The sequence below is a fragment of the Arthrobacter sp. N199823 genome (genome assembly GCF_002929705.1).
GTDB lineage: Bacteria > Actinomycetota > Actinomycetes > Actinomycetales > Micrococcaceae > Specibacter.
The window spans coordinates 170,866-194,707 of sequence record NZ_PJIN01000001.1 but is presented as its reverse complement, the minus strand read 5'-3'; the positions used below and the strand labels follow the sequence as shown (position 1 = coordinate 194,707).

Genomic DNA, 23,842 nt, shown 5'->3' with positions numbered 1-23,842 from the left:
GGAGGGCGTGGGGACTACCAGCGGTTGTGCACGTCCTCGGCCCAGCCGAGAATGCCTACCACCTTGATGCGGTTGCCGTCGCTGTCGGCGATTTCGCCGTCGTAGTGGCCAAAGCACTGGTGCGTGTTGTTGCCCAGCACGCCCAAGTTGATTGCGGAGACCTTGTCATAGAACGGCGTGAACACCAGATCCGCCGTTGCGCCGTGGATGTGCCACGGGGCCAGCCAGTTGGTGGTGCTGTAATCCCAGGTCAAGTTTTCGCCGATCTTGTGCAAGCGGCCATCCACCAGCAGCGCGTTCTCGGTGGCACCGGTGCCGTCGGTCCACTTGGAGCCCAGCTGAATGCCAATGGTTCGTCCATCGGTGACCCCGGATCCAGCACCCCAATTCCAGTGCATCGAGTAGGGCCACCGGCCGCGTCCATGGTCTAGCACGGCCCACGATTCTCCCGCCTCCAGGCTAACCATGACCCCGTCCACTGAAAGCGTGCCGCTGGCCGGGCGGGCCACATCCTTGACGGTGTACTGGAATTGGCGGCTGTTCCAGGGCACCACAACACCCAGTGATTCGTGCTCCGCAGGCCGTGCGGCCATGATGTCCAGGCGGACCCGGGGTGTGGAAGCGCGCAGCCGCGTCCCGCCGGGCACCTCGGCAATGTCGATCTGCAACTTGCCTGTCTTGGCCCGCGCGGAGCCATCCCCCAACGACGCCGGCAACGTGGCGCTGCCGCCGAGAACGCCCGTCACATTGGTACCGATGGAAACTCCTGTGGCGCGGTCAAGCACCCACAGTTCATGCACCGCGGCATAATCCAACGAGGACACCGTCAAGGACACAATGTGGGTCGGCGAGGTGATCGCCCAGTACTCCCAGCGCTTGTTTCGCCCCCATCGTTGCATCCCGCGGCCAATCCCGGAGGTGTCATGCAGTGGCGTGCGGCTCCAGCCAATGGCTGCCGGATTCAGTCTGCCGTTGGGCAGGGTCAAGGCGACTCGGGAGGTAATTTCGTTTTCAACCAGCATGCCTGCGCTCATGGCGTTCCTCGTTTCGGGATCAGGTGAAAGTGGGGCGGGCGGATTCAGAACTAGTTGCGCTGTGAAACCCTGCACCAGGTGATCGTGCAGCTTGGACACGCGCCTGTCGTAGCTGAGAAGCCCGTTAAGCTCATCTTCCACATCGCTTAGTTGGGTATAGACGACGGCGGCGAGCCCCTTCGCGATGGCCGGCACAATCTCGCGCTCATGGAGCCTGACGAACGCCGCACCGAGATCGGCCGCGCTGCGAAACCTTCGGTAACCAAACTCGCGGTCACTGAAATCATGCCCGGCCATCCGCAAGCTGTACCCGCCATATTCCGTTAGCGCCACGGCCCGGGAATCCTTCTTCCACCGCTTGCGCAGCGTGAAGGGCGTGAAATACACATGGAGACTTTTCAGGTCCCCGCCGCCTTGGTCATGCCACCCGCTGGCATGGTCAATGGTCCGGGTGGGATCCAGCCGACGCAGTTCATCGGTGACTGCGAGCGCATCAAATTGGCCCCACGCTTCGTTGAACGGTACCCACACCGCCAGCGAGGCCACGTTACGCAGCAGCTCGACAGTTTGATGCAATTCCGCCATGAACTCAGCCCGCCCCTGCGCCGAGGCCCGTCCATATCTCTCGTAATGACTGTCCTTGAGCCTGATCGGCAACAACGCCAGCGCCGTGATGATGGGCGCCTTGTAATCGGTGCCGCCGCTCACCATGTCCTGCCACACCAGCATCCCCAACCGGTCACAGTGGTAATACCAGCCCAGCGGTTCGATCTTGATGTGTTTGCGCAGCATGGTGAATCCCAGCCGTTTCGCCGTGGCAATGTCATACACCAGCGCTTCATCCGAGGGCGGCGTGAGGAATCCGTCCGACCAGTAGCCCTGATCCAGCAGCCCCGCGTGAAAGTACGGTTCGCCATTGAGTAGCAACCGCAGGTGGCCGTCCGCATCGGGACCCATCCCAAAGGACCGCAGCCCAAAATAGCTGCTCACCTGGTCCTCACCCAGCCGCACCGCAACGTCGTAGAGAAACGGGTCCTCGGGCGACCACGGATGACTCCGCGCCAACGGAATGCGGGTGGGCACGTTCGCGTCCATCTCAACAGTGGTGAGCTCACCGACGTCGTCCGTAATCACCACGGTGGCCGTACCGCTGGCACCCACCACTGTAAGTTCGACGGCGGATCCGGCCAGGTCAGGGACGATCACCAGCTTCTCCACATGGGTTCCCGCGAGCGATTCCAGCCACACCGTCTGCCAGATACCCGATTGCGCCGTGTACCAAATCCCGCCGCGCTTGAGCTTTTGCTTGCCGCGTGAATGATAGGAAGTATCGCTGTCGTCCTGGACAGCTACCTCCAGCGCGTGCGGCCCGGCCCAGCCGTGCTCGCCACGGCGCAATGCGTCGGTAATGTCGAGCGTGAAGGGCAGGAAGCCGCCCACGTGGCCGCCCACCTCAACGCCGTTGACCCGAACATGGCAGCGCTGATCAACGGCGCCAAAGTGCAGCAGGACTTTATCCTGCACAAAGCCCTCCGGCATGGTGAAGCTGCGCCAATACTTCAGTTCCTCCCCCGGTTGCAGCTGACGCCCCACCCCGGACAGCGGGGTTTCCGGAGAGAACGGCACCAGGATCTGACCGTCGGCGACATCGCCGGGCGCTGTAGTGGACGCTGCACTGGTGTGCGCACCGGGCGCTACTCCGGGCTGGGCCGAGATGGCGTACTGCCACAGGCCATTGAGGTTGAGGTAGCTATCGCGCACCAATTGCGGGCGCGGGTATTCCTGCAGGACTGCTTCCGGGTCCAAGGCTTCGCCCCAGACGGTGAAACGATCCGGGCGCGCGCCATCCTTGCGCTCCCTGCGCAGGTACTCGTTCATGCGCCAGCCGCCGTGCCGCCCGCCTCGGAGCCCTCGGGCACCGCGCTGTGGCGCAGCCGCAGCACCGGAATGATGGTGAACACGGCAATCACAGCAGCGGCCAGGAAGATCCACGGTGTGGGAACTGACTTCATTACGCCCAGATCAACATAAGTTTCCGCAGCCCCTGCAATGACGGCGGCACCCACAAAGGGGCCCACCACCATGGGCACCATAATGGCGAAAATCATCCGCAGGCCCTGGACGTTGCCCACCCGATCCAGTGGCGTGTAGTCACGCACCAAACCGGAGATGGCCGCCGTCGTCAGCATGAAACCAGCCATCATGACCGTGCCAGCCACCATGACCGGGCCCATGCCGCGGGCGAAGAACATGCCCACCAGACCTGCCACCAAAATAGCGGCGGCAGGCATCACGGAGATCAGCTTGCCAATCCTGTCAATGACGCGGCCGCCGAGAATACTCAGGACGGCCGCCGACACTAGAACCACTGCCAAGATGATCGCGTAGCCGTCGATCCTCAGGTAGCGCTGAATGTAAATGATCAGGTACGGCAGGAACACTTGAGTGCACGTGCCCACCACGAGCCAGGCGGTTAGCGCCCAGTAGAGGCGGGGATTGGCCCGCATCACCGAGGGGCCCAGGCCGTGAATGATTGACCGCAGGTAGCTGTCACCGCTGACCGCCATGGCCGGGGAATCACGCACCATGAACCACGCAGCCACGCCAATCAGGGCCGTCACGGCGCCAATGATGCCAAAGGACAGCTTCCAGTGTCCCTGCTGCGTCAGCCCGTCCAACAGACCAAAAATGACCAGCATCGAGAGTAGCGGAAGGATGGCCAGGACCCCTTCCACCCTGCCCCTGTTGGAGTGTGCGGTGGATTCGGTGACCCAGGCGTTGAAGGCGGCGTCGTTCGCGCCGGAGCCGAAGAACGACATGATCGCGTGCGCGTCCGGCCCCTCTCCCGCGTGCGCAGTGAGCGCATCTGCTGCGGCCGTCGTGGGCGTGATCTCTGACAAGGCTGTCCCCTTCAGTGCAGTCTCCTATGTGAAGTGACTCACGCATACATTACCGCCCGGTAATCAGCCCACAATAATCGCGTTCTAGCTCGCTCCTGAGCCCGAGGCGGCGGGAACCAAAATCCACAGCGCTTCCACCGGAAGAGGCGTGCGGTTTTCCCAGCTGTGCGGCTCGCGACCCGGGAAGGAGAGCGTATCCCCGGCCTTGAGATCGTAGGAGTCCTGGGTCATGATGAGCGTCAGCTCACCACTAATAATGTGCAGCACGTCAACGTCACAGTCCACGGCATACAGTTCCGATTCTCCGCGCCCATAGGGCTCAATGGTGGCCCCAAGCACCTGTAGCCGCCGCTCCGAGCGTGAGGTCAAGAGGCGCTCCACGATCCCTTCGCCACCTAGAGAGATTCGCGGGCCCTCACCCTTGCGACTCAAATGCGTTTCGGGAACAGCAAACAAATCACCAATGGAAATGGAAAGCACCTGACACATCGTGACCAGCGAGGCCACACTGGGCGAGGTGAGATCGCGCTCAACCCGACTCAGAAAGCCCTTCGTCAATCCGGTAGCCTCAGCTACATGCTCAATGGTGAGCCGCTGATCCTGCCGTGCAGCACGGATGCGCGAACCAATGGCAACCGGCCCGGAACTAGGTTCTAGGGCTAAAGCTTTCACGACGGCTCCTCAAGGGTGTCCAGAATTTCATGCGTACATTGACTGTAACCGCAATCACAGTTTAGCCTAATAGACAACAAACGTTGCCTAAAGGGCAATTTTGCTCGTCGGGATCCTCATCCACACTTCTGGGCATCTCACATCAATTCGCATATTGGAGCACCACGTGGACTTAAATATTGCCATCGTCATCCTATATCTGGTGGCCATGCTTGCCTTTGGCTGGTGGGGGAAATCGCGGACAAAGAACAATAGCGATTACCTGGTCGCCGGACGCCGATTGGGCCCCTTCCTCTACACCGGAACCATGGCCGCCGTCGTCCTCGGTGGCGCCTCCACAGTGGGTGGCGTAGGGCTCGGTTACAAGTTCGGCATCTCCGGCATGTGGCTGGTAGTGGCGATCGGCGTCGGCGTGCTGCTGTTGAGCCTACTGTTCGCCCCGACCCTGCAGAAGCTGAAGATTTACACTGTCTCGCAGATGCTGAGCCTGCGCTATGGCCAGGAAACCACCAAGATGTCCGGCATCGTCATGCTGGCCTACACCATCATGATTTCGGCTACCTCCACGGGCGCTTACGCCACCATTTTCATGGTGCTGTTCAATTTGGACCGCTGGCTGGCCATCGCAATCGGCGGTGTCATTGTGCTGATTTATTCCACCATTGGCGGCATGTGGTCCATTACGCTGGCCGATCAGGTGCAGTTCGTCATCAAGACTGTGGGCATCTTCTTCCTGATGCTGCCCTTTACCTGGAACGCTGCCGGCGGCCTGGCCGGCATCAAGGAGCGCGTTGACGCCAGCTTCTTCCAGTGGGATGGCATCGGCGTTCAGACCATCATCACTTACTTTGTGGTCTACACCCTGGGCCTGTTGATCGGGCAGGACATCTGGCAGCGCGTCTTCACCGCCCGGGATCCGCAGGTTGCCCGTTGGGGCGGCGCCACGGCCGGCATCTACTGCATCCTCTACGGTGTTGCCGGCGCCATGATCGGCATGGCCGCCTTCGTGGCACTGCCCAACATTGACGTCGCAAATCTAGGCAAGGACGCTGTCTACGCCGAGGTCGCCACGTACCTGCTGCCCATCGGTATTGGCGGCATTGTCATGGCCGCCGCCGTGGCCGCCATGATGTCCACTGCTTCCGGGGCGCTGATTGCCGCCGCGACAGTGGCTCGCAAGGACGTTGTCCCCTTCGTCGCCAGCTGGTTCGGCAAGACCATCGACGCCTCCGACACCTCCAACCCCGAGCATGATGTCCGCGCCAACCGTTGGTACGTCCTGATCCTGGGCGTGCTGGTCATCGTAATCTCCATCGTGGTCAGCGACGTTGTTTTTGCCCTGACCATCGCCTACGACATCCTGGTGGGCGGGCTGCTTGTCGCCATCATCGGCGGCCTCATCTGGAAGCGCGGCACGGGCCTCGGAGCCGCCTGGTCCATGGCCGTGGGTTGCGCCCTGACCCTGATCATGCTGGTTTTGTACGCCACGGCCATCATCCCCAGCGCGGACGGTATCTATGCCAATGAGCCGATTTACTTTGGCCTCGGCGCATCGCTGATCGTCTACATTGTGGTCTCGTTGCTGACCCCGGCCACCCCGGCACATATCCGCAAGGCGTGGGACGATCGCCTCGCTGCGGCCGCCACGGACACCAACCCGGATGACGAGGGCGCCACCTTGGTGAAGTAACACTTTTCCCAAGCACGACGGCGGTGGGCCCACGTAATCTATTACGTCGCCCCACCGCCGTCGGACGTTAAAGAAGTACTCTAGAGAAAGCTTCATGAGATGCGGCGCCAAGCTCCGACTGGCCGCACACCAACCCCATGCTTCACGGGTGGTTCGGATGAAGAAGCGGCCGGTGGAAACCTCCGCAGGCAAGAGCAAGCAAAGGTCTTTTGGATGTCTTTACGCACCCCTATCACCTCCCGTCCCCGCCAAACAGCTCCGCAGCAGTCAACGGGGATTCCGGTGTTGCCCGCCGTGGACTTCCACCGCAGCGCCGTCACTTTTCAAACGCCCACCGGACACCACACTTATGGGACGCAGGAGCCGGAACAGCTTGCCGTCGCACTGACTCAGGCGGTCAGGCCGGCCAGGTGGATTCCCGAGCTGGGAACCTTGGTGGTTACGGTGGCGCAGACAGGGGTGCGCTCCGGACGCAACGTGGGCTTTCGCCTCTTCGCCTACTAGTTCTGGCAAATTCGGACTGTCCGAGTATGGCCTTCCAGAATTTAGCCGCGGTGTTAGTTTGGTGGGCTGGCTGCGCGGGCTCCTAACGCCCAGCGCGCCTAACGGACCAGGGCGATTGGTGCGCCCTGAGCCACCTCGTCACCCTCCTCGACCAGCCACTCCAAGGTACCGCCCACCGGGGAGTTGATCTCGGCGTCGAACTTGTCAACAGTGACTTCGGCGATGATTTGGTAGGCAATCACGGTACTGCCATTGGGGGCCCGCCATTCGAGCAGGACACCGGGTTCGGTGAGGTCTCCGGACATCTGGGGGAAGAGGATTTCCATGCCGCGGTGCCGCCTTTCCAAGCCGGACCACTCGCGCGGCCATTGAAGTTTCAGCATAGGCGAGAACTGGCGTCCGGGTGACGATACTGCCGGAATGATTCTGCCGAGTGAGGCCCTCTACTACTGGGGCACTGGTCATGCGGCCCCGGCACTTAGGCGCCGGTTGCACTCACTGCCTTCTTCTTCGCGATGCTCTTCGCTGCGACCGCGGTGGAGGTCCAGACGGCGGCGAGAACAGCTGCCGTACTGGCTGCCATAACAGTCATACCGGCGCTACCAGTGACAAGGCCTGCGATGAAGAGTGCAACCATGCAGGCTAGTCCCATTGTGAAGCCCATCCACATGTAGCGGGTTCCGTCGTTCTTGGCAGTGGTGATCTGCTCGGTCGTGGCGTTGTGAATGGCATTCATGGGGAGCTCCTTGGCTTAATTGGTGTTGCTGCTTGAAGTTCTGACATAACTATAAGCAAGTACTTTCCGCATCGTCAAGTACTTTCACATTGTTACTTTTTGGGGCAATTTTCCGGCATACCTAAACCTTTTTAGGAGGATCACCGGCTGAAAATCCTTGGAAATCCGGGCTACAGTGAGTGCTGACTTAGAGGAGCACCCCATGCCCGAACGAATACCCACACCCGCTGAAATCAAGCGGTGGCGCCAATATTTGGCCGATGAACGAGCCGAAGCATCCGTCTACCGGGACTTGGCCAAACGCCGTGACGGTGAAGAGAAAGCCATCTTGTTAGCCTTGGCCGCAGCTGAAGGTCGCCATGAACGGCACTGGCTGGACCTCTTGGGCGAGCATGCGGGCACTCCTGTCCGGGCGTCATTCCGCAACCAAATGCTGGGCTTGCTGGCCCGGCGCTTTGGCTCTGTTTTTGTCCTGGCGCTGGCGCAACGCTCCGAGTCCCGTTCGCCGTACGCTACCGATGTTGATGCCACCGACGCCATGGCAGCCGATGAATCCATCCATGAGGAAGTGGTCCGCGGCTTGGCCACACGCGGGCGCATCCGTTTGTCCGGCTCCTTCAGGGCAGCCGTCTTTGGTGCCAACGATGGCTTGGTCAGCAATCTCTCGCTGGTGGTCGGCATGGCCGCCACGGGAGTTTCCAGCCAAGTGGTGTTGTTCAGCGGTATCGCAGGCCTGCTGGCAGGAGCACTGTCCATGGGTGCCGGCGAATTTGTCTCGGTCCGTTCCCAGCGCGAACTCCTCGACGCCTCGCAGCCCACCCAGGTCACCCTGACGGCCGCGCAGTCGTTGGATCTGGAAAACAACGAACTCGTCTTGGTGTACCTGGCCCGCGGCATGTCACGCGACGCCGCCGAGCATCGTGCAGCCGAACGCATGGGAGCATTCACCTGCGATTGCGATCCCAGCCTGTCGTTGCGGCCGGAGAACTTTGAATCCCCTGACGACCACGAAACACTGGGCACTGCGTGGGGCGCTGCCGGATCCAGTTTCTGCTTCTTCGCCTCTGGCGCCATCATTCCAATCCTGCCGTTCCTTTTTGGCATGACGGGAATCGGCTCGCTGCTACTCTCCTGCGTATTGGTGGGCATTGCACTCATGGGCACCGGCGCCGTGGTGGGCCTGCTCTCCGGAGCGTCGCCGCTGTGGCGCGGACTGCGCCAGCTGGCTATCGGCATGGGCGCCGCCGCGGCAACCTACCTGCTGGGCTTGGCGTTCGGCGGCGTGATCGGGTAATTCACGCGCTCATCGGCTCCTGACCCGGCGGTCAGGCGCTCGTCCGGCCCTGACCCGGCGGTCAGTGTCCAGATAATGCCGTTATGAGGCCGAAAACCACCAGAAACCGTACGTTATCTGGACACTCGGGCGCGCGGGCGTCGAAATCACGGGCGTCTTGACAGGACTAGCCCGTCAAAACCTGACAGGCTTCCTCCACGGTATCCACCACATGTACAAAGTCCGCCATGATTCGGCCCTTGGCAAGGGGCTGCAACAACGGCAGTACGGGGACTTCTACGTTCCAATAGTGACGCCCCACCAACACCATCGGTGCTACGGCCCCCTCGGCGGCGTAGTAGTTCTCGCAAGCGTCTTGGAACACTTCTTGGACAGTCCCCGCCGCACCTGGCAGGAACACGATCCCACCACGTGAGCGGTCCAGCAAGATCGCTTCGCGGAGCGCATTAGTGAAGTATTTGGCGATGGCGCTGGCGAATACATTGGGCGGCTCGTGCCCGTAAAACCAGGTTGGAATCCCCAGAGTCTGGGCCCCATCCGGATACCGTTCCACCACCGACATCCCCGCCCGCGCCCAATCGGTGACCGAGGGCTGGAAGCCGGGGACGGCAGCCAAGGTGAGCAGGGCACTTTCTAAGGTCCCGGCGTCGTACGTGGAGAGGTAGGCACCCAGGTTTGCAGCCTCCATGGCACCGGGACCACCTCCGGTCGCCACCAGAAATCCGGCATGGGTCAGGGCCCGCCCCAACTGTGCCGCCTGAGCGTAGGCGTCCGTCCCGCGCCCCGCAGCATGTCCGCCCATGACACCCACCATCGGCGCGGATTGCTTGGCGAGAAAATCATCGAGGGCGTCGGTTATGGCGTGATCGTGCATGGCTGTGGCGAGCGTGGAGTGCAGGGAGGGCCGGGCCTGCAGGCTCCACTGATAGATGCTGGAGTCCGGCACGTCCTGGTACTCAGCGGTAGCAATCCCGGCGAACAGTTCGGCGCCCGTGTACAGGTGGCCGCGGTAGGCGTTGAACGGCAGGTGCTCCAGCGCGGGGAAAATCAGGGCTCCGCGCCCACGCAGCAACTCCTCAATTCCGCGAGCAAAGCTGCAGCCCATGAAAATAGCGCCCGCAGCACGCAACTGCACGAGCGCGGCCGAGCTCTCGCGCAGATCCACCGACTGGAAATGCCAGCCACGCATGGACGTCGCACCGCCGGCAACCAGCTCAGCAAAGCGGTCCAGATCTTCAATCTCAACAGTGCGGGCCTGAGGCGCCAGGGGTGCATTCACGCCTTCAGCTTAGCCGCGAGTCCAGTGGCGGCGCGTCTCCGGAAGGCGGCGTTCCGGCTACGGTGGGAGTATCACTTTAATGTTCGACGCCGGGGCATTGCCTGCGCGTCGACCTCACCTTCGGGAGCACTCATGCAAGAAATCACCCCCTCCGACATCATGGCAGCGGACCCCGACGTTCAGATCATTGACGTCCGCGAAACCCCCGAACTGGCAACGGGCATGATCGAGGACGCGGTCCACATTCCTGCCGGCTCAGTGGTTGAGCGTGCCGGAGAACTCGATAAGAACCGCCGCGTCATTGCCGTGTGCCACGGTGGCGGTCGCAGCGGACGGGTCGCAGCAGCCCTGACCGAGCTCGGTTTCAACGCCGATACCTTGGCTGGCGGCATGAGCGGATGGGAAGCCGAGGGCCTGCCCATGGTGCCGCCGGACGCCTAAACGGCTCTGGCGTGACCATTTGCGCCGCCTCCGACGAAAAAATGCTGCCGTTTGACGTTTTCGCTAGAGTTCAAACACTAGCGAAAACGTCAAACGGCAGCATTTTTGCCACGTCGGCTCCACATCCACCGGCGGAACAGTTCGAGTTAGCCGTTGAAGTCGGCCGGGTTCGGGCCTGTGCGGCCATCGCGCTCAAGGGCATCGATCGCAGCGAGATCTGCATCAGTGAGTTCGAAGTCAAGGATGTTCAGATTCTCGGCGATGCGAGCCGGGGTGACAGACTTCGGAATGATGATCCGTCCCTGCTCCATATGCCAACGCAGGACCACCTGAGCGGGTGTTTTTCCGTGCGCCTCGGCAATGGCCAGCACTGCTGGATCGCTCAGCACCGCACCTTGGGCCAGCGGGCTCCATGCCTCGGTGGCGATGCCGTTCGCTGCGTCAAAATCAGAGATGGCCCGCTGTTGCAGTGCCGGATGGATCTCCACCTGGTTCACCGCCGGAACGGTTCCACCGAGGGCAATGACCTTCTCAAGGTGCTCAGGCAGGAAGTTTGAGACGCCGATCGCCCGCACCCGGCCAGCCGCCAGCAGTTCCTCCAGTGCCTTCCACGATTCCAGATACGCATCCGTTGCCGGAGCAGGCCAGTGAATCAGGTACAGATCGAGGTATTCCAGACCGAGTTTGGCCAGGCTCGCATCATAAGCAGCCAGTGTCTCGGCATATCCGAGATCGGAAATCCATACCTTGGACGTGATGAACAATTCCGCCCGTGGCAGCTTCGATGCGGCCAACGCGCGGCCCACACCCTCCTCATTTCCGTAGACAGCAGCCGTGTCGATACTGCGGTAACCGGCGGCCAGGGCGGCCGTCACAGCCTCCTGCGTTTCATCATTGGGGACTTGGAATACGCCGAAGCCGATTTGCGGCATGGCCACGCCATTGTTCAGGGTGATGGTGGGAATGGAAGTCATGATGTGCTCTTCTTTCATTGATGGTACGGGAAATCAGTGGGTACTACAGTGCCGCTGGAATAGCGGGCTCATGCTGCGAAGCATGGTCGACGGCGGATGGACGGGTGAGCTTTTTGGCGTCGCTTTTGCGGCCGTCGACAGCAGCGAAAGCCATGACACCCACGGCCAGCAGGGTCAGCCCCGCACCAGCCCAGATGGGCGAGGTATAGCCGAGTCCGGCAGTAATGGTGACTCCGCCCAACCAGGCACCCAAGGCATTGCCCAAGTTGAACGCGCCAATATTGGCGCCGGACGCCAAGGTGGGTGCCGCCGTCGCCCATTTCATGACTCGCATCTGCAAGCCGGGAACGGTAGCAAAACCAATGCCACCCATCAGGAACAGCGACGCAATGGTCATGGGCTGGTTGGTGGCTGTCAGCGCGAACACGGCGAGGATGACAACCAGGGCTGGCAGGATCACCATGAGCGTCTTGTCGACGTTCCTATCAGCTGCCTTGCCGCCGAGGGTGTTGCCGATGAACAGGCCTACGCCGAGGAGAATCAGCAGCCACGGCACGGAGCTCGGGTCGAATCCGGAGACATTGGTCAGGGTGAAGGCAATGTAGGTGAAGGCGCCGAACACGCCGCCGTAGCCGAGCACGGTCACGGCAATAGAAAGCCAGACCTGGCGCGATTTGAAGGCCTGCAATTCACCGCGGAGGCCAGCGCTGCGTTCGTGGCGAATTTTGGGGACCAGGAGCAAAATGCCGACCAAGGCAATCACGCCGACCGCCGTGATGGCCCAGAAGGTGGAGCGCCATCCGGCGTGCTGGCCGAGCAAGGTACCCAACGGCACGCCCAGGACGTTGGCCGCGGTGAGGCCCGTGAACATGATGGCGATGGCACCAGCTTTCTTGTTGGGTGCCACCATGTCGGCGGCCACCACGGCGCCAATGCCGAAGAACGCTCCGTGACAGAGGGCGGCGATGACGCGGCCAATCATCATGGTGCTGTAATCGGGCGCAATGGCACACAACAGGTTTCCTGCAATGAAAAGCACCATGAGTGAGGCCAGCACGGGCTTACGCGGAAGGTGGGTAACGGCGGCGGTGAGGAAGAGTGCGCCTATGACAACGCTGAGCGCGTAGCCGGAAATGAGCCAGCCGGCGGTGGCTTCGCTGACATTGAAATCGGCTGAGACTTCAGGCAGCAGGCCCATAATGACAAACTCAGTGAGTCCAATGCCGAACCCACCCAGGGCCAGTGCAATGAGGCCAAGAGGCATGATATTCCTTCGGGAGACTTGGGTACTGCTTGCAATATGCGTAAACTATTAGTTGCAGACGCGTTATAAATTGTTGCACACGCAACTATAGCGCGCAAGCAACTAAATGCTTTTGTGCTACAAAGCACGTAATCTCGGGAAGGGAAGGTCCATGGGCATCAAGGACGACGCCGTCGAAGTTCGCGCCCAGGGGTGGCGAACTCTGGCGGCTCTGCACGGATTGATTGAATCCAGCATGGAAAAGTCGCTGCAGAATGCAGCCAAGCTCTCCGTTGTTGAGTTCACAGTTTTGGATGCCTTGGCGCGGCAAGATGGCTGGCATATGCGCATGCAGCAATTGGGCAGGGCTACGGCGCTGAGCCCAAGCGCAACCACACGCCTGGTCAACCGGCTGGAGGATCGCGGCCTGCTCACGCGGATTCTGTGCGCGGATGACCGCCGCGGCATCTACACCGAACTCACGCCCGCGGGATCCGAGCTCCTAGTCATGGCGCGGCCTGTCCACGACGAGGCTCTCGAGTGCGCCCTCGCCGAAGCGGCCCAGTTGCCCGAGCTGGCGCCGCTGGTCACCGCACTCCCCCAGCTCCACGCGGTGGTTCCTGCCACGTAGCGCCACCCGGCCGCGCTCGTCGAGTCAGACGGAGCGCCGTCGAGACCGACGTAGCGCTGCGTCGGTCTCGACGGGGCTCCGTCGGACTCGAGCACCAGGCCTAGCCGGGCGTCAGTAGTAGCCCCTGATCCGTGGGCGCATACCAGCCCATGGGCCAGCGACATTAACGGTCGCTGCCTAGTACTGAGCTCCCTAATCGGGAGTGCCCCACGTGCGGTCCCCAAATATGTCCATGCATCGATCGCGGACCAGCTGACAACACAGGCCGAAGCCAACGCTCGATTGCGGAGACCGTGGATGGCGCAGCCAGCTATGGAGAAACTTTCGGGGTGCAATGCCGCCCGGGCGCCGTCTCCCGTTCCTGCGCCTTTCGGGGATCCTTCCTGTGTGCCTGCTTTTGCAGAAATACTCCGGAATCCATTGTTCAGTCACCGCCCCGGTGCTTGGATTAGTCCATGACGCGTGTAGTGCAAGCAGACTACCTCGTGGTCGGGGCAGGTGCCGCGGGCATGGCGTTCACCGATGCGCTGATCGACCACTCCAATGCTCGGGTAGCTCTGGTGGACCGCCGCCACTGGGTTGGCGGGCACTGGCTCGATGATTATCCATTCGTCCGACTGCATCAAGCGTCCGCCTTCTACGGTGTCGCATCCACGTTGCTGGGCGGCGGACGAGTTCAGCGCCACGGGCCCGAGGCGGGCCTGCACGAGCGGGCCGACGTGGCCGAGATTTGTTCCTATTACGGCCACATCCTGAACGAGCAGATGTTGAATACCGGCAGCGTCGAGTTCTTCGCCAATTGCGAGTATTCGGCGGACCGTCAGTTTGTCTCCCGCATCTCGGGGAAGCGGTTTGAGGTGCCGCCGAAGTGCCGGGTTGTCGACGCGCGGTACCTCTCCCCCAGCATTCCGGCCGATACGCCGCCGCCGTTCGACGTCGCGACTGGCGCCCACGCCATCACTGTCAACAGCCTCGCCCGTCTCGACGAGGCCTCCAGCGAATACGTGGTGGTCGGCTCAGGCAAAACAGCCACAGACACTTGCATCTGGCTTTTGACTCGCGGCGTGGATGCTGGAAACATCTGCTGGATCAGGCCGCGGGAGCCCTGGATGCTCAACCGGGCAATGATTCAACCAGATCCAGCGTTGTTCCTAGGCGCAGCCGCCCGCATTATGGAGACAGCTGCGGCGGCGTCAACACTGGAGGAGCTGTTCCTGCGGCTAGAGGACTCCGGCATCATGATTCGAATCGACCGATCGGTGACACCGACCATGGCAAAAACGCCCACGCTGGCGACGTGGGAGCTCAAGCTGCTCCGTACCATTGAGCACGTGGTGCGGCTGGGGCATGTCCGCCGGGTTGAGCCAGGACGCATCGCGCTCGATGGCGGCTCGCTCGCTATTGCCAAGGACGCCGTCGTGGTGCACTGCGCGGCATCTGGCCTGAAATACCCGCCCACCATTCCCCTCTGGGGCCGCACAGCCATCACCCTGCAACCCATCCGGGCAGGTTTCCCATGCTTCGGGGCGGCTCTCGCCGGATATGTGGAGGCCACCCGCAGTGACGACGCGGAGAAGAACCGGCTCTGCCCGCCCACTCCGTATCCAAACACCCTTGCGGACTGGGCCTTCATGACCCTCCGCGGCGCAATAGCAGGCATGGCGTTCGGTTCCGAACCCGATATTAAGGCTTGGGCCGACGGAGTCGCCATCAATCCCGCAAGACTGCCACCGGAGCAAGACAGAACCGCAGACCTGCAGGATGTGCTGGCCCGCTTAAAAGTTCAGGTTCCCAGAGGGCTTGAGGGCCTGGCGCGGCTCATCTGAGCTCCGGCGGCATACCGGCAGCGGCGCAGCGAGGCACCCGGCCAACCACTCCCCACTTCCACCGGCGCCCGCACTCGTTCCCGCACGCCCACTTCGCCGAGACCGACGGAGCGCCGTCGAGTCAGACGTAGCGCTGCGTCGGTCTCGACGGGGCTCCGTCGGACTCGAGCACCAGACCCAGACCCAGCACCCAAAACGCCAGAGAGGCCCCGCGGATAGAATCCACGGGGCCTCTCTAGTACAGAAGAATTACAGAGCTGCGAAAACTTCGCGCAGCAGGGTTGCGGTCTCGGAAGGCGTCTTGCCAACCTTGACACCGGCAGCCTCGAGGGCTTCCTTCTTGGCCTGAGCCGTACCTGCGGAGCCGGAAACGATGGCGCCAGCGTGGCCCATGGTCTTGCCCTCAGGAGCGGTGAAACCTGCAACGTAACCAACAACGGGCTTCGTGACGTGAGCCTTGATGTACTCGGCTGCGCGCTCTTCAGCGTCGCCACCAATTTCACCAATCATGACGATGGCCTTGGTCTCCGGGTCAGCTTCGAACGCAGCGAGTGCGTCGATGTGAGTGGTGCCGATGACGGGGTCGCCACCGATGCCGATCGCGGTGGAGAAGCCCAGGTCGCGCAGTTCGAACATCATCTGGTAGGTCAAGGTACCGGACTTGGAGACCAAGCCGATCGGGCCCTTCTGGGTGATGTTGTTCGGGGTGATGCCAACCAGTGCTTCACCCGGGGTGATGATGCCGGGGCAGTTCGGGCCGATGATGCGGGTGATCTGCTCACCGTTAGCGTCAACCTTGGACTGAGCCAGTGCCCAGAACTCAGCAGCGTCCTGTACCGGCACACCTTCGGTGATGACAACAACCAGCGGAATGCCGGCTTCGATGGCCTCAACGACGGCGTCCTTGGTGAATGCCGGGGGGACGAACACGATGGAGACGTCGGCGCCGGTAGCGGCAACGGCTTCGGTGACTGCACCGAAGACGGGCAGTTCAACGTCGCCGTGAACAACCGTGGTGCCGGCCTTGCGTGCGTTGACGCCGCCAACAACCTGGGTGCCAGCCTTGAGCATCAGGGCGGTGTGCTTGGTGCCTTCGCCGCCGGTGATGCCCTGGACGATGACCTTGGAATCTTTGTTCAAGAAGATAGACATAAGTTTTCTAAACCTCTACTTTGAAGCGTTGGCGAGTTCGGCAGCCTTGTCGGCGCCCTCGTCCATCGTGGCGGCCAGGGTTACCAACGGGTGGTTGGCTTCGTTGAGGATGCGGCGGCCTTCTTCAACGTTGTTGCCGTCCAAGCGGACAACCAGCGGCTTGTTAGCAGCTGAGCCGAGCTCGGCCAGTGCGCCAACGATGCCCTTGGCAACAGCGTCACACGCAGTGATGCCACCGAAGACGTTGACGAAAACGCTCTTAACCTGGGGGTCATTGAGGATGACGTCCAAACCAGCGGCCATGACCTCTGCGGATGCTCCACCGCCAATGTCCAAGAAGTTGGCGGGCTTGACGCCGCCGTGGTTTTCGCCAGCGTAAGCAACAACATCCAACGTGGACATAACCAGGCCGGCACCGTTACCGATAACGCCGACTTCGCCGTCGAGCTTGACGTAGTTCAAGTCCGCAGCCTTAGCCTTGGCCTCCAACGGGTCAGCAGCAGCTGCGTCTTCGAGTTCCAGGTGGTGCGGGTGACGGAAGTCAGCGTTCTCATCGAGTGAGACCTTGCCGTCCAGAGCCACGATGTCGCCCGCGCCGGTGAGAACCAGCGGGTTGACCTCAACCAGGGTTGCATCTTCCTTGACGAAGACGTCCCACAGCTTGATGATGGTAGCGGCAACCTTCGGAGCCAGCTCGGCGTTGAAGCCTGCGGTCGCTACGATCTCGTCGGCCTTGGCCGCATCGATGCCGACGGCCGGATCTACTGCAACGCGGGCCAGAGCCTCGGGGCGCTCAACGGCGAGCTCCTCGATCTCCATGCCACCTTCTACCGAGCACATGGCCAGGTAGTTGCGGTTGGCGCGGTCCAGCAGTACGGAGAAGTAGAACTCCTCGGCAATGTCTGCACCCTGTGCGATCATGACCGTGTTGACGGTGTGACCCTTGATGTCCATGCCGAGAATGTCAGAGGCATACCCAAACGCTTCTTCAGCGTTCTTGGCTACCTTGACGCCGCCAGCCTTACCGCGGCCACCGACCTTCACCTGTGCCTTGACGACGGTTACGCCGCCAATCTTCTCGGCTGCTGCCTTTGCTTCTTCAGGGGTGTGCGCCACGATGCCGGCCAACACGGGAACGCCGTGAGCCTCAAACATGTCGCGCGCCTGGTATTCAAACAGGTCCACGGATTAGTGTCCTTCTGCGTCGAAGTAGTGATTTTGGGGGTATTAGCCCCTTTCACACATTACCGTCTCACACCGCAAGCACATATTTGACTAATACACCACAGTGTTAACGGGTTATTCGGCTCACATTGGCCACAGGAGATGTACGACGGCGTGCCCCTCCTTCCGCGGCTTCCGCCCCTTGCGCTGGCCCGACAGTGGCCCGTTAGTGAGCCGCAGCCGAGCCTTCCCTGAGCTACTCAGAACCGGGCTAGCTCGCGGCCTTAGTCGTTTCCGTGGCCTGCGGTTGAGGTTTTGCGCTGGAACTTTCCGCAGGTTTTTCCTTGGTGCCGGGCCCGAAGAGCTCATATTTTCCGGCTGCAATGAAGAATCCCACCCCGGCGGCCAAGTTGGCGCACGCAACACCGTCATCCAAGGGAGCACAGCGATAACCTTGAGCCTCCATGGCATGACCCGGGGCTAAAACTGGAATGCTCGCCATGTCTTGGTTGGCCGTTCCGTCGATGCCGAAAGCCGCTTCCACAGCCGTAACCCCCGCCCGGCATCCGCCGTAAACGGCTCGGTCCGGGTACAACAGGGCTGTGCCGCCGAGGTATCCGATGTTGGTGCCTGCGCAATTATCCGCAATGTCACCCTGGGCAGGGGCTGGGTAGCTAGCCATCTCACAGTGGGCCACGGGGATGATTGGGGCCGCCTCGTTGGCCCGGTCTCCGTAGTTATTGGGCTCCCACGGCTGATTCAGGTTACCGGCCTGCGAGGTGGTGAAAACACAGGCAATGTTGCGTGAATCAGTGACGAACTGCGGCAGCTCGGAGCTATCCGGCGCATCCGTGGGCTTGTCCACGGGTGTGGCTTTCAAGCGCTCCACATAGCCGGGCGGATCCGTGGGGCCTTGGCTGAGAGTGGGCGCGGGAGCTGGATTCGGCACGGTGATGCACCCTGACAAGGCCAGGCACAGCACGGCTGCCAGCACGGCTGCCAACAAAGCGCCAGGTCTGCGTAGAGCACTTCCCATCCGCTAACCCTCTTCTTTCACCAGCGGCGCATAGCGCAGCAGCAATCGCTTTTCACCAATCTCAAAGCGCACCTTGGCCACGGTCTTATCGCCGGAGCCGCTGATTTCCAGTACGACTCCGTTGCCGAAGCTGGTGTGGTTGACCTTGTCCCCCACACTGACGGAAATGACTTCCTTTTGCGGTTCCACGCGTCCGGCCGCCGTGCGGGCGGAGATGCTCGGCGGCAGGGCCCCGGAATCGCGGCCACCCACGGCCGTTCCTGCCCCCCATGAGGAGCCGGAGTAGCGGCTGGATCCGAAGTTTCCCGCCACCGGGGCCACCCGTGAGGTACCTTCACGCTTCCACTCGATCAGTTCGGCCGGAATCTCATCGATGAATTGGCTGGCCGGGTTGTACTGGCTCTGGCCCCACAAACTGCGTACTTCCGAACGGGTGATGTACAGCCGTTTGCGGGCGCGGGTGAGCCCCACGTAGGCCAACCGCCGCTCCTCCGCGAGTTCCTTGGGGTCTGTTGCGGAACGCGAATGCGGGAACAAACCATGTTCCAGCCCCGTCAAGAACACCACAGGGAATTCCAGCCCCTTGGCCGTATGCAAGGTCATCAGCGTGACCACACCCAGCCGCTTGGCCTCAGCGACGGCAGCCGCAGCTTCAGCCTCGGAGCCACCGGGCGCATCGGGAATCTGGTCTGCGTCAGCCACTAGAGAGACCTGTTCCAGGAATTCCCCGAGTGTCCCCTCCGGGTTGTCTTGCGAAAATTCACGCACCACCGCGACCAGCTCAGCTAAGTTTTCCACCCGCGATTCGTCCTGCGGATCGGTGCTGGTGCGCAGCGCTTCGAGGTAGCCGCTTTGTTCCAAGACAGCTTCCAGCGCCGTGGCAGGTGTGGACGTTGCAGCGATTTCGGCCAAGTCACCCATCATCTTGGCAAAGGTGTTAACAGCGTTCAGCGAGCGGGAGGCAATGCCAGGAGCTTCATCGGCACGGGCCATGGCCGCCGAGAAGGAAATCCGCTCGCGTTCGGCCAGCGCCGCGACAACACCTTCGGCTCTGTCGCCAATCCCGCGCTTGGGTTCGTTGAGAATCCTGCGCAAGTTGACGTCGTCGTCCGGGTTGACCAGAGCACGCAAGTAGGCGAGGGCGTCCTTAATTTCCTTGCGCTCGTAGAAACGGGTGCCACCCACCACGCGGTAGGGCAGGCCCACGCGGACCAGGATGTCCTCAATGGCGCGTGACTGGGCGTTGGTGCGGTAAAAAATGGCAACGTCGCCGGGGCGCAGATCGGACTCGTCCTGGAGCTTGTCAATCTCCTTGGCGATGAACCGGGCCTCCTCATGCTCGGATTCGGCCACATAGCCCACGATCTTCTCGCCGTCGCCCTCGGCAGTCCACAACCGCTTCTCTCGGCGATTGGGGTTGCGCGAAATCACGGCGTTGGCGGCGCTGAGGATGTTCTGTGTGGAGCGGTAGTTTTGCTCCAATTTGATGGTGGCCGCGTTGGCGTAGTCCTGCTCGAACTCCACAATGTTGCGGATGTCCGCGCCGCGGAACGCGTAAATGGACTGATCGGAATCGCCCACCACAGTTAACTCGGCGGGAGCCACATCGCCGCTGGCTTCGGTGCCCACAATTTCCTTCACCAGCGCGTATTGGGCGTGGTTGGTGTCCTGGTACTCATCCACCAAGACGTGCCGGAAACGGCGCCGGTAGTAGTCAGCAACACCCGGGAAGGCGCGGAACATATACACCGTTTGGGCGATCAGGTCATCGAAGTCCATGGCGTTGGCCTGGCGCAGACGCTGGGCATAGCCCTTGTAAACCTCGGCCACGGCCGCCGCGAAGGGGTCGCTGAAATTGGTGTTCATGGAGTTTTCATCGTCGTCGATGAGTTCATTTTTCAGTGCTGAAATCTTGTGCATGATCGATTTCGGCGTGAACTTCTTCGGGTCCAGATCCAACCCCTTGGCCACCAAGGTAATCAGGCGCAGCGAATCGGCCGAATCATAAATGGAGAAGTTGGAATTCAGCCCGATGGTCTTGGCCTCGCGGCGCAGAATCCGCACGCACGACGAGTGGAACGTGGAAATCCACATGCTCTTCGCCGCGTCCCCAATGAGTGCCTCGATGCGTTCGCGCATTTCCGCGGCGGCCTTGTTCGTGAAGGTGATGGCCAGAATCTGCCCCGGATGCGCCTGCCCCGTGGCCAACAAATACGCAATGCGGTGGCTGAGTACCCGGGTTTTTCCCGAGCCTGCACCGGCCACAATGAGCAGCGGTGAGCCCGTGTGGACTACTGCGGCTTCCTGCTGCGGATTCATGCCCTCGAGTAGTTCGGCAGGATCGGGCCAGCGACGCTGCGAAGGCTCCTCCGGCTGCGCGTGCCGCTCCCAGGCAGGGGCTGCTCCGGCGAATTCCGGCATGTCGGCGCCGGGATCTTCCTGCTCAAAAGGCTGCCACGCGGGCAGCCCGGCACCTGCACTCATCGTGGGCTTGGGCTTCTGGGGGTAAGGGTCAAACAACATATCCATGGTGCAATCCAGTGTAGTTCGCCCCACTGACATTCCCACGCGCTCCCCCAGCTCGCCCGTCAGGCCCCGGCTCCTCGCCCCCAGCTACGCCGGAAGTTCTGCAGTTCTTAGCGCTGCGGCAAGCTCCGTCACGGCACGTGCAGGGCCAGCAACATGCCAGTCCAATCCATTGACATGGACGACGGCGGTGTCCCCACCCGCCGCCTCCACGATGCCTTTGCCAGGGAGCCAATCCCAGGATGGCACGCTGTGTTGGAACCACACGCCCAGCTCGCCTTGCGCCACCCGGGCAAGATCGCAGGAACCGGAGCCCATCATGCGCAGCGTGGCCGGCAGCTCGGCTGCCCGCTGCCACGGCACGGCGGCTCGGGGTTGGGCCAGCCACCCGGGGTGGATGTAGGTTCCGGCAGACAGCGACCCCACCAACGCTGGCGCAAGGGTGTGGATCGGCTGCCCGTTCAGCGTGGCCGGAACGCCGGTGCCACCCATCCACAGCTTGTCTTCCTCGGGCTGGAACACGGCTCCCAGCAGCACCTCAGCGCGGGTGAGCGGGTCCGGCGTCGAACCTTCAGGGGTGCGTTCATCGGTGGCGAGGGACGAAGAACGGACCAGAGCCAGCGCCGAGCACCAATAAGTAGAGCCGCTGGTGAAGTTATAGGTGCCATCGACGGGATCGATGACCCACGTGCGGTCCGAGGTGCCCACGTGGCCGGCGCCTTCCTCGCCCAAAATGGAGTCCTCAGGGCGGGCGGCGCGCAGGGCATTGAAGAAGTGGCTCTCTGCGGCGAGGTCGGCGGCCGTTGCAAAATCGGCGGCGTTGCTCTTGATGTGGCGCCCGGCGTGCAGGGCGTCGATGCCTTCGGAGCGGATGGACAGGGCCAGGGCGCCGGCCTCGCGGAGGAGTTTCGCCGCCAATTCGCTGTCGCTGGGCGCTGAATTCTCAAGGTTTGCCATGGGGTAAGCCTAATCTGGGCGATAATGAGATCATGGCTAAAACTCCCGCACAGCGCGCCGCCCTGCATGGCAAGGCTGCCACTGGCGCCCGCGCGCCCATCGTCAACACCAGCACCTCGCGTACTCCGGCGAAGGCGCAGGGCAACGCGAATCTGATCCTGATTGCCGGTTCCGTGGCCAGTTTATTCTTGTTCGCGTACTTCCACTTGCTGACGCTGAATCAGATGAAGGACCTCGCCGACGGTCTGGCCATGCCGCAGTCGTTCGTCTTTGGATTTGGCACAGACCATGTTGAGGCGTTGCGCCTGGCCATGAACGCCGATGCACTGGGCCAGCTGAACTATGTGGGCAAAACCGCCGGGACGTTGTTTGCCCTGATTTTCGCCATCACGGCACTGACAGTCATTGCCAGCAACGTGGCCAAGAAGGCGCTGCGCTGGACGCTTTGGGTGTTGCCGCTGGCCTTTGCCGCGATATCCCTGTGGGCCAACGCGGCCGTGGATTCCATGCTCGGCGCCGAAACCCTTGATTCCGGAGCCGTGTCTCTGGCGTCAGGGCTGGTCACGGCATCCTGGATGCTGTTAATTGCGTCACTGCTGGCGATCGGCGTCGCGCTGTTCCTGGGCCGCCCCAAGAAGCCCGCGCCCGAGCAGGCCTGACCCCTCCCGTTTTTTGCTTGACTGCCTGTTCCGCTAGGCTTGGGGACGCGCCTCTGTAGTCCAATGGATAAGACAGCCCTCTCCTAAAGGGCAGATCCGGGTTCGATCCCCGGCGGGGGCACTTTTCATGCCCGCACACATCGCGGCCGCGCCGGATATTTCCGGCGCAGGTGAGAGGGCGCCTGTGAGAAAGAGAGCACGGCCATGGATTCCGGACTCACTTCCCCCAGCTCCCATACTCATGCCGGGCGCGGCGTAGCTACCTCCCTCGTTGCCTCGTTCCTGTTCGCCGTCATCTTTCTGATCGCCGGGCTGTTGCCGGGGTGGGGCGCCGAGGAAATTTTTGGCTGGCGCGTGGTCCTAACTCTTGCCACGCTGGGTGCGATCTTCCCGTTTCTTCCCGGGGCGCGTGCTGAGCTCCGGAACCTTCTCTTTAAAGTTCGACGTCGGCCGGCGCTCCTTCTGCCTGGGCTACTAGCAGCCGGGATTGTCGGGGTCCAGCTGTGGCTTTTCATGTGGGCACCCTTGAATGGTGTGGCACTATCTGTGTCCTTCGGCTACTTCCTACTGCCGCTGACCATGGTGCTGGCCGGGCGGGTGTTCTTTGCCGACAAACTCAGCCCGTTACGTAAATTGGCCGTTGCTGCCGCTGCCGTGGGAGTTGCCCATGAGGCGTTCTCCGCGGGCGGACTGGCCTGGCCCACACTCGTGGTGTGTCTGGGCTACCCCATTTACTTTGTGCTGCGACGCAAGATTGGCTTCGATCATCTGCCGGCGTTTGCGGCAGAGCTGCTCGTCTTACTGCCCGTTGGCGCGTATTTCATTCTGGCCGGCCCTCACGGTATGGGCTCCGGCGGTGGCACTAACGGGCTGTGGGCGGCTTGGTCCATCGGCATTCTCGGCGGCATTGCCATGGCCCTATATTTGCTGGCGAGCAAGTGGCTGCCGCTGTCATTGTTTGGACTGCTGAGCTACGTAGAGCCGGTCCTACTGATGGGCGTTTCACTCTTTCTGGGCGAGACCCTGGGCTGGTCAGCTCTGTTCACCTACGGCCCCATCTTGCTAGCGCTGCTACTGCTGGCCGTGGATAGCAGGCGCAAGGCTCTCCCCAAGCCCTGACCACC

Annotated in this window: 21 protein-coding genes, 1 tRNA gene and 1 riboswitch; of the genes, 9 read left to right on the top strand and 13 right to left on the bottom strand. The window is 61.9% G+C overall.

Annotated features, from left to right (window positions below):
* Positions 1-14: 14 nt before the first annotated feature.
* The 3 genes from CXQ93_RS20835 to CXQ93_RS00845 form a co-directional block, all read right to left on the bottom strand.
* The gene (locus tag CXQ93_RS20835; RefSeq protein ID WP_219817307.1) at positions 15-2,912 is read right to left on the bottom strand and encodes a DUF2804 family protein; all 2,898 of its coding nucleotides are present in this window, start codon (positions 2,910-2,912) and stop codon (positions 15-17) included.
* The gene (locus tag CXQ93_RS00850; RefSeq protein ID WP_258068504.1) at positions 2,909-3,934 is read right to left on the bottom strand and encodes an MFS transporter; all 1,026 of its coding nucleotides are present in this window, start codon (positions 3,932-3,934) and stop codon (positions 2,909-2,911) included. Before CXQ93_RS00850 ends, CXQ93_RS20835 begins: the two co-directional genes overlap by 4 nt.
* Positions 3,935-4,018: 84 nt before the next feature.
* Positions 4,019-4,606, bottom strand: coding sequence for a cupin domain-containing protein (locus tag CXQ93_RS00845; RefSeq protein WP_104108604.1), 588 nt, complete (start codon positions 4,604-4,606; stop codon positions 4,019-4,021).
* Between the two features lie 208 nt (positions 4,607-4,814).
* Between CXQ93_RS00845 and CXQ93_RS00840 the strand changes: the two genes are divergently transcribed.
* Positions 4,815-6,296, top strand: coding sequence for a sodium:solute symporter (locus tag CXQ93_RS00840; RefSeq protein ID WP_104109141.1), 1,482 nt, complete (start codon positions 4,815-4,817; stop codon positions 6,294-6,296).
* A gap of 90 nt (positions 6,297-6,386) precedes the next feature.
* Positions 6,387-6,497: riboswitch (SAM riboswitch) on the top strand.
* Between the two features lie 12 nt (positions 6,498-6,509).
* The gene (locus tag CXQ93_RS20340; RefSeq protein WP_146073123.1) at positions 6,510-6,800 is read left to right on the top strand and encodes a hypothetical protein; all 291 of its coding nucleotides are present in this window, start codon (positions 6,510-6,512) and stop codon (positions 6,798-6,800) included.
* A gap of 98 nt (positions 6,801-6,898) precedes the next feature.
* Here CXQ93_RS20340 and CXQ93_RS00835 read toward each other — a convergent pair whose 3' ends face one another.
* Together CXQ93_RS00835 and CXQ93_RS00830 are read right to left on the bottom strand one after the other, a co-directional pair.
* Entirely contained in the window at positions 6,899-7,126 is a 228-nt protein-coding gene (locus CXQ93_RS00835; protein ID WP_104108603.1) for a biotin/lipoyl-containing protein, read from the bottom strand.
* A 152-nt stretch (positions 7,127-7,278) separates the two neighbouring features.
* On the bottom strand, positions 7,279-7,536 hold the full coding sequence (locus tag CXQ93_RS00830; protein ID WP_104108602.1) for a hypothetical protein: 258 nt from the start codon (positions 7,534-7,536) through the stop codon (positions 7,279-7,281).
* A 202-nt stretch (positions 7,537-7,738) separates the two neighbouring features.
* Between CXQ93_RS00830 and CXQ93_RS00825 the strand changes: the two genes are divergently transcribed.
* Entirely contained in the window at positions 7,739-8,830 is a 1,092-nt protein-coding gene (locus CXQ93_RS00825) for a VIT1/CCC1 transporter family protein (RefSeq protein ID WP_104108601.1), read from the top strand.
* A 166-nt stretch (positions 8,831-8,996) separates the two neighbouring features.
* Here CXQ93_RS00825 and CXQ93_RS00820 read toward each other — a convergent pair whose 3' ends face one another.
* On the bottom strand, positions 8,997-10,109 hold the full coding sequence (locus tag CXQ93_RS00820) for an LOG family protein (RefSeq protein WP_104108600.1): 1,113 nt from the start codon (positions 10,107-10,109) through the stop codon (positions 8,997-8,999).
* 132 nt (positions 10,110-10,241) lie between these two features.
* Between CXQ93_RS00820 and CXQ93_RS00815 the strand changes: the two genes are divergently transcribed.
* Positions 10,242-10,550 carry a rhodanese-like domain-containing protein gene (locus CXQ93_RS00815; RefSeq protein WP_104108599.1) on the top strand — a complete coding sequence of 103 codons (309 nt, stop codon included), beginning with the start codon at positions 10,242-10,244 and terminating at the stop codon, positions 10,548-10,550.
* Positions 10,551-10,696: 146 nt separating this feature from the next.
* Here the strand turns inward: CXQ93_RS00815 and CXQ93_RS00810 are convergent, their stop codons facing one another.
* Positions 10,697-11,524: an aldo/keto reductase gene (locus tag CXQ93_RS00810; RefSeq protein WP_219817306.1), complete on the bottom strand. Its 828-nt coding sequence runs from the start codon at positions 11,522-11,524 to the stop codon at positions 10,697-10,699.
* 43 nt (positions 11,525-11,567) lie between these two features.
* The gene (locus CXQ93_RS00805) at positions 11,568-12,788 is read right to left on the bottom strand and encodes an MFS transporter (RefSeq protein WP_104108598.1); all 1,221 of its coding nucleotides are present in this window, start codon (positions 12,786-12,788) and stop codon (positions 11,568-11,570) included.
* Between the two features lie 151 nt (positions 12,789-12,939).
* Here CXQ93_RS00805 and CXQ93_RS00800 point away from each other — a divergent pair, with 151 nt between their 5' ends.
* A complete protein-coding gene (locus tag CXQ93_RS00800) occupies positions 12,940-13,398 on the top strand; it encodes a MarR family winged helix-turn-helix transcriptional regulator (RefSeq protein ID WP_104108597.1) in 459 nt (152 codons plus the stop codon).
* Between the two features lie 455 nt (positions 13,399-13,853).
* A complete protein-coding gene (locus CXQ93_RS00795; RefSeq protein WP_104108596.1) occupies positions 13,854-15,224 on the top strand; it encodes an NAD(P)-binding protein in 1,371 nt (456 codons plus the stop codon).
* Positions 15,225-15,473: 249 nt separating this feature from the next.
* Here the strand turns inward: CXQ93_RS00795 and sucD are convergent, their stop codons facing one another.
* From sucD to CXQ93_RS00770, 5 genes are all read right to left on the bottom strand, one after another.
* On the bottom strand, positions 15,474-16,376 hold the full coding sequence (gene sucD / locus CXQ93_RS00790; RefSeq protein ID WP_062291944.1) for a succinate--CoA ligase subunit alpha: 903 nt from the start codon (positions 16,374-16,376) through the stop codon (positions 15,474-15,476).
* Between the two features lie 15 nt (positions 16,377-16,391).
* Entirely contained in the window at positions 16,392-17,561 is a 1,170-nt protein-coding gene (sucC, locus tag CXQ93_RS00785) for an ADP-forming succinate--CoA ligase subunit beta (RefSeq protein ID WP_104108595.1), read from the bottom strand.
* Positions 17,562-17,811: 250 nt separating this feature from the next.
* Entirely contained in the window at positions 17,812-18,576 is a 765-nt protein-coding gene (locus CXQ93_RS00780; RefSeq protein WP_104108594.1) for a hypothetical protein, read from the bottom strand.
* Between the two features lie 3 nt (positions 18,577-18,579).
* Entirely contained in the window at positions 18,580-21,099 is a 2,520-nt protein-coding gene (gene pcrA, locus CXQ93_RS00775) for a DNA helicase PcrA (protein WP_374953377.1), read from the bottom strand.
* A 90-nt stretch (positions 21,100-21,189) separates the two neighbouring features.
* Positions 21,190-22,059: an inositol monophosphatase family protein gene (locus tag CXQ93_RS00770; RefSeq protein ID WP_104108593.1), complete on the bottom strand. Its 870-nt coding sequence runs from the start codon at positions 22,057-22,059 to the stop codon at positions 21,190-21,192.
* Positions 22,060-22,091: 32 nt separating this feature from the next.
* On the opposite strand from CXQ93_RS00770, the gene CXQ93_RS00765 reads away from it, so the two are divergent.
* The 3 genes from CXQ93_RS00765 to rarD all read left to right on the top strand — a co-directional run bounded on the left by CXQ93_RS00765 (position 22,092) and on the right by rarD (position 23,837).
* Positions 22,092-22,718, top strand: coding sequence for a hypothetical protein (locus CXQ93_RS00765; RefSeq protein WP_104108592.1), 627 nt, complete (start codon positions 22,092-22,094; stop codon positions 22,716-22,718).
* A 49-nt stretch (positions 22,719-22,767) separates the two neighbouring features.
* Positions 22,768-22,839, top strand: a tRNA-Arg gene (locus CXQ93_RS00760).
* Positions 22,840-22,922: 83 nt separating this feature from the next.
* Positions 22,923-23,837, top strand: coding sequence for an EamA family transporter RarD (gene rarD, locus CXQ93_RS00755; RefSeq protein WP_104108591.1), 915 nt, complete (start codon positions 22,923-22,925; stop codon positions 23,835-23,837).
* Positions 23,838-23,842: the final 5 nt, after the last annotated feature.

Coding starts and splice junctions, on each gene's coding strand:
- CXQ93_RS20835 (WP_219817307.1), bottom strand. CDS start 2,912: ATGAACGAGTACCTGCGCAGGGAGCGCAAGGATGGCGCGCGCCCGGAT.
- CXQ93_RS00840 (WP_104109141.1), top strand. CDS start 4,815: ATGCTTGCCTTTGGCTGGTGGGGGAAATCGCGGACAAAGAACAATAGC.
- CXQ93_RS20340 (WP_146073123.1), top strand. CDS start 6,510: ATGTCTTTACGCACCCCTATCACCTCCCGTCCCCGCCAAACAGCTCCG.
- CXQ93_RS00835 (WP_104108603.1), bottom strand. CDS start 7,126: ATGGAAATCCTCTTCCCCCAGATGTCCGGAGACCTCACCGAACCCGGT.
- CXQ93_RS00830 (WP_104108602.1), bottom strand. CDS start 7,536: ATGAATGCCATTCACAACGCCACGACCGAGCAGATCACCACTGCCAAG.
- CXQ93_RS00825 (WP_104108601.1), top strand. CDS start 7,739: ATGCCCGAACGAATACCCACACCCGCTGAAATCAAGCGGTGGCGCCAA.
- CXQ93_RS00815 (WP_104108599.1), top strand. CDS start 10,242: ATGCAAGAAATCACCCCCTCCGACATCATGGCAGCGGACCCCGACGTT.
- CXQ93_RS00810 (WP_219817306.1), bottom strand. CDS start 11,524: ATGACTTCCATTCCCACCATCACCCTGAACAATGGCGTGGCCATGCCG.
- CXQ93_RS00805 (WP_104108598.1), bottom strand. CDS start 12,788: ATGCCTCTTGGCCTCATTGCACTGGCCCTGGGTGGGTTCGGCATTGGA.
- CXQ93_RS00800 (WP_104108597.1), top strand. CDS start 12,940: ATGGGCATCAAGGACGACGCCGTCGAAGTTCGCGCCCAGGGGTGGCGA.
- CXQ93_RS00795 (WP_104108596.1), top strand. CDS start 13,854: ATGACGCGTGTAGTGCAAGCAGACTACCTCGTGGTCGGGGCAGGTGCC.
- sucD (WP_062291944.1), bottom strand. CDS start 16,376: ATGTCTATCTTCTTGAACAAAGATTCCAAGGTCATCGTCCAGGGCATC.
- CXQ93_RS00780 (WP_104108594.1), bottom strand. CDS start 18,576: ATGGGAAGTGCTCTACGCAGACCTGGCGCTTTGTTGGCAGCCGTGCTG.
- pcrA (WP_374953377.1), bottom strand. CDS start 21,099: ATGTTGTTTGACCCTTACCCCCAGAAGCCCAAGCCCACGATGAGTGCA.
- CXQ93_RS00770 (WP_104108593.1), bottom strand. CDS start 22,059: ATGGCAAACCTTGAGAATTCAGCGCCCAGCGACAGCGAATTGGCGGCG.
- CXQ93_RS00765 (WP_104108592.1), top strand. CDS start 22,092: ATGGCTAAAACTCCCGCACAGCGCGCCGCCCTGCATGGCAAGGCTGCC.
- rarD (WP_104108591.1), top strand. CDS start 22,923: ATGGATTCCGGACTCACTTCCCCCAGCTCCCATACTCATGCCGGGCGC.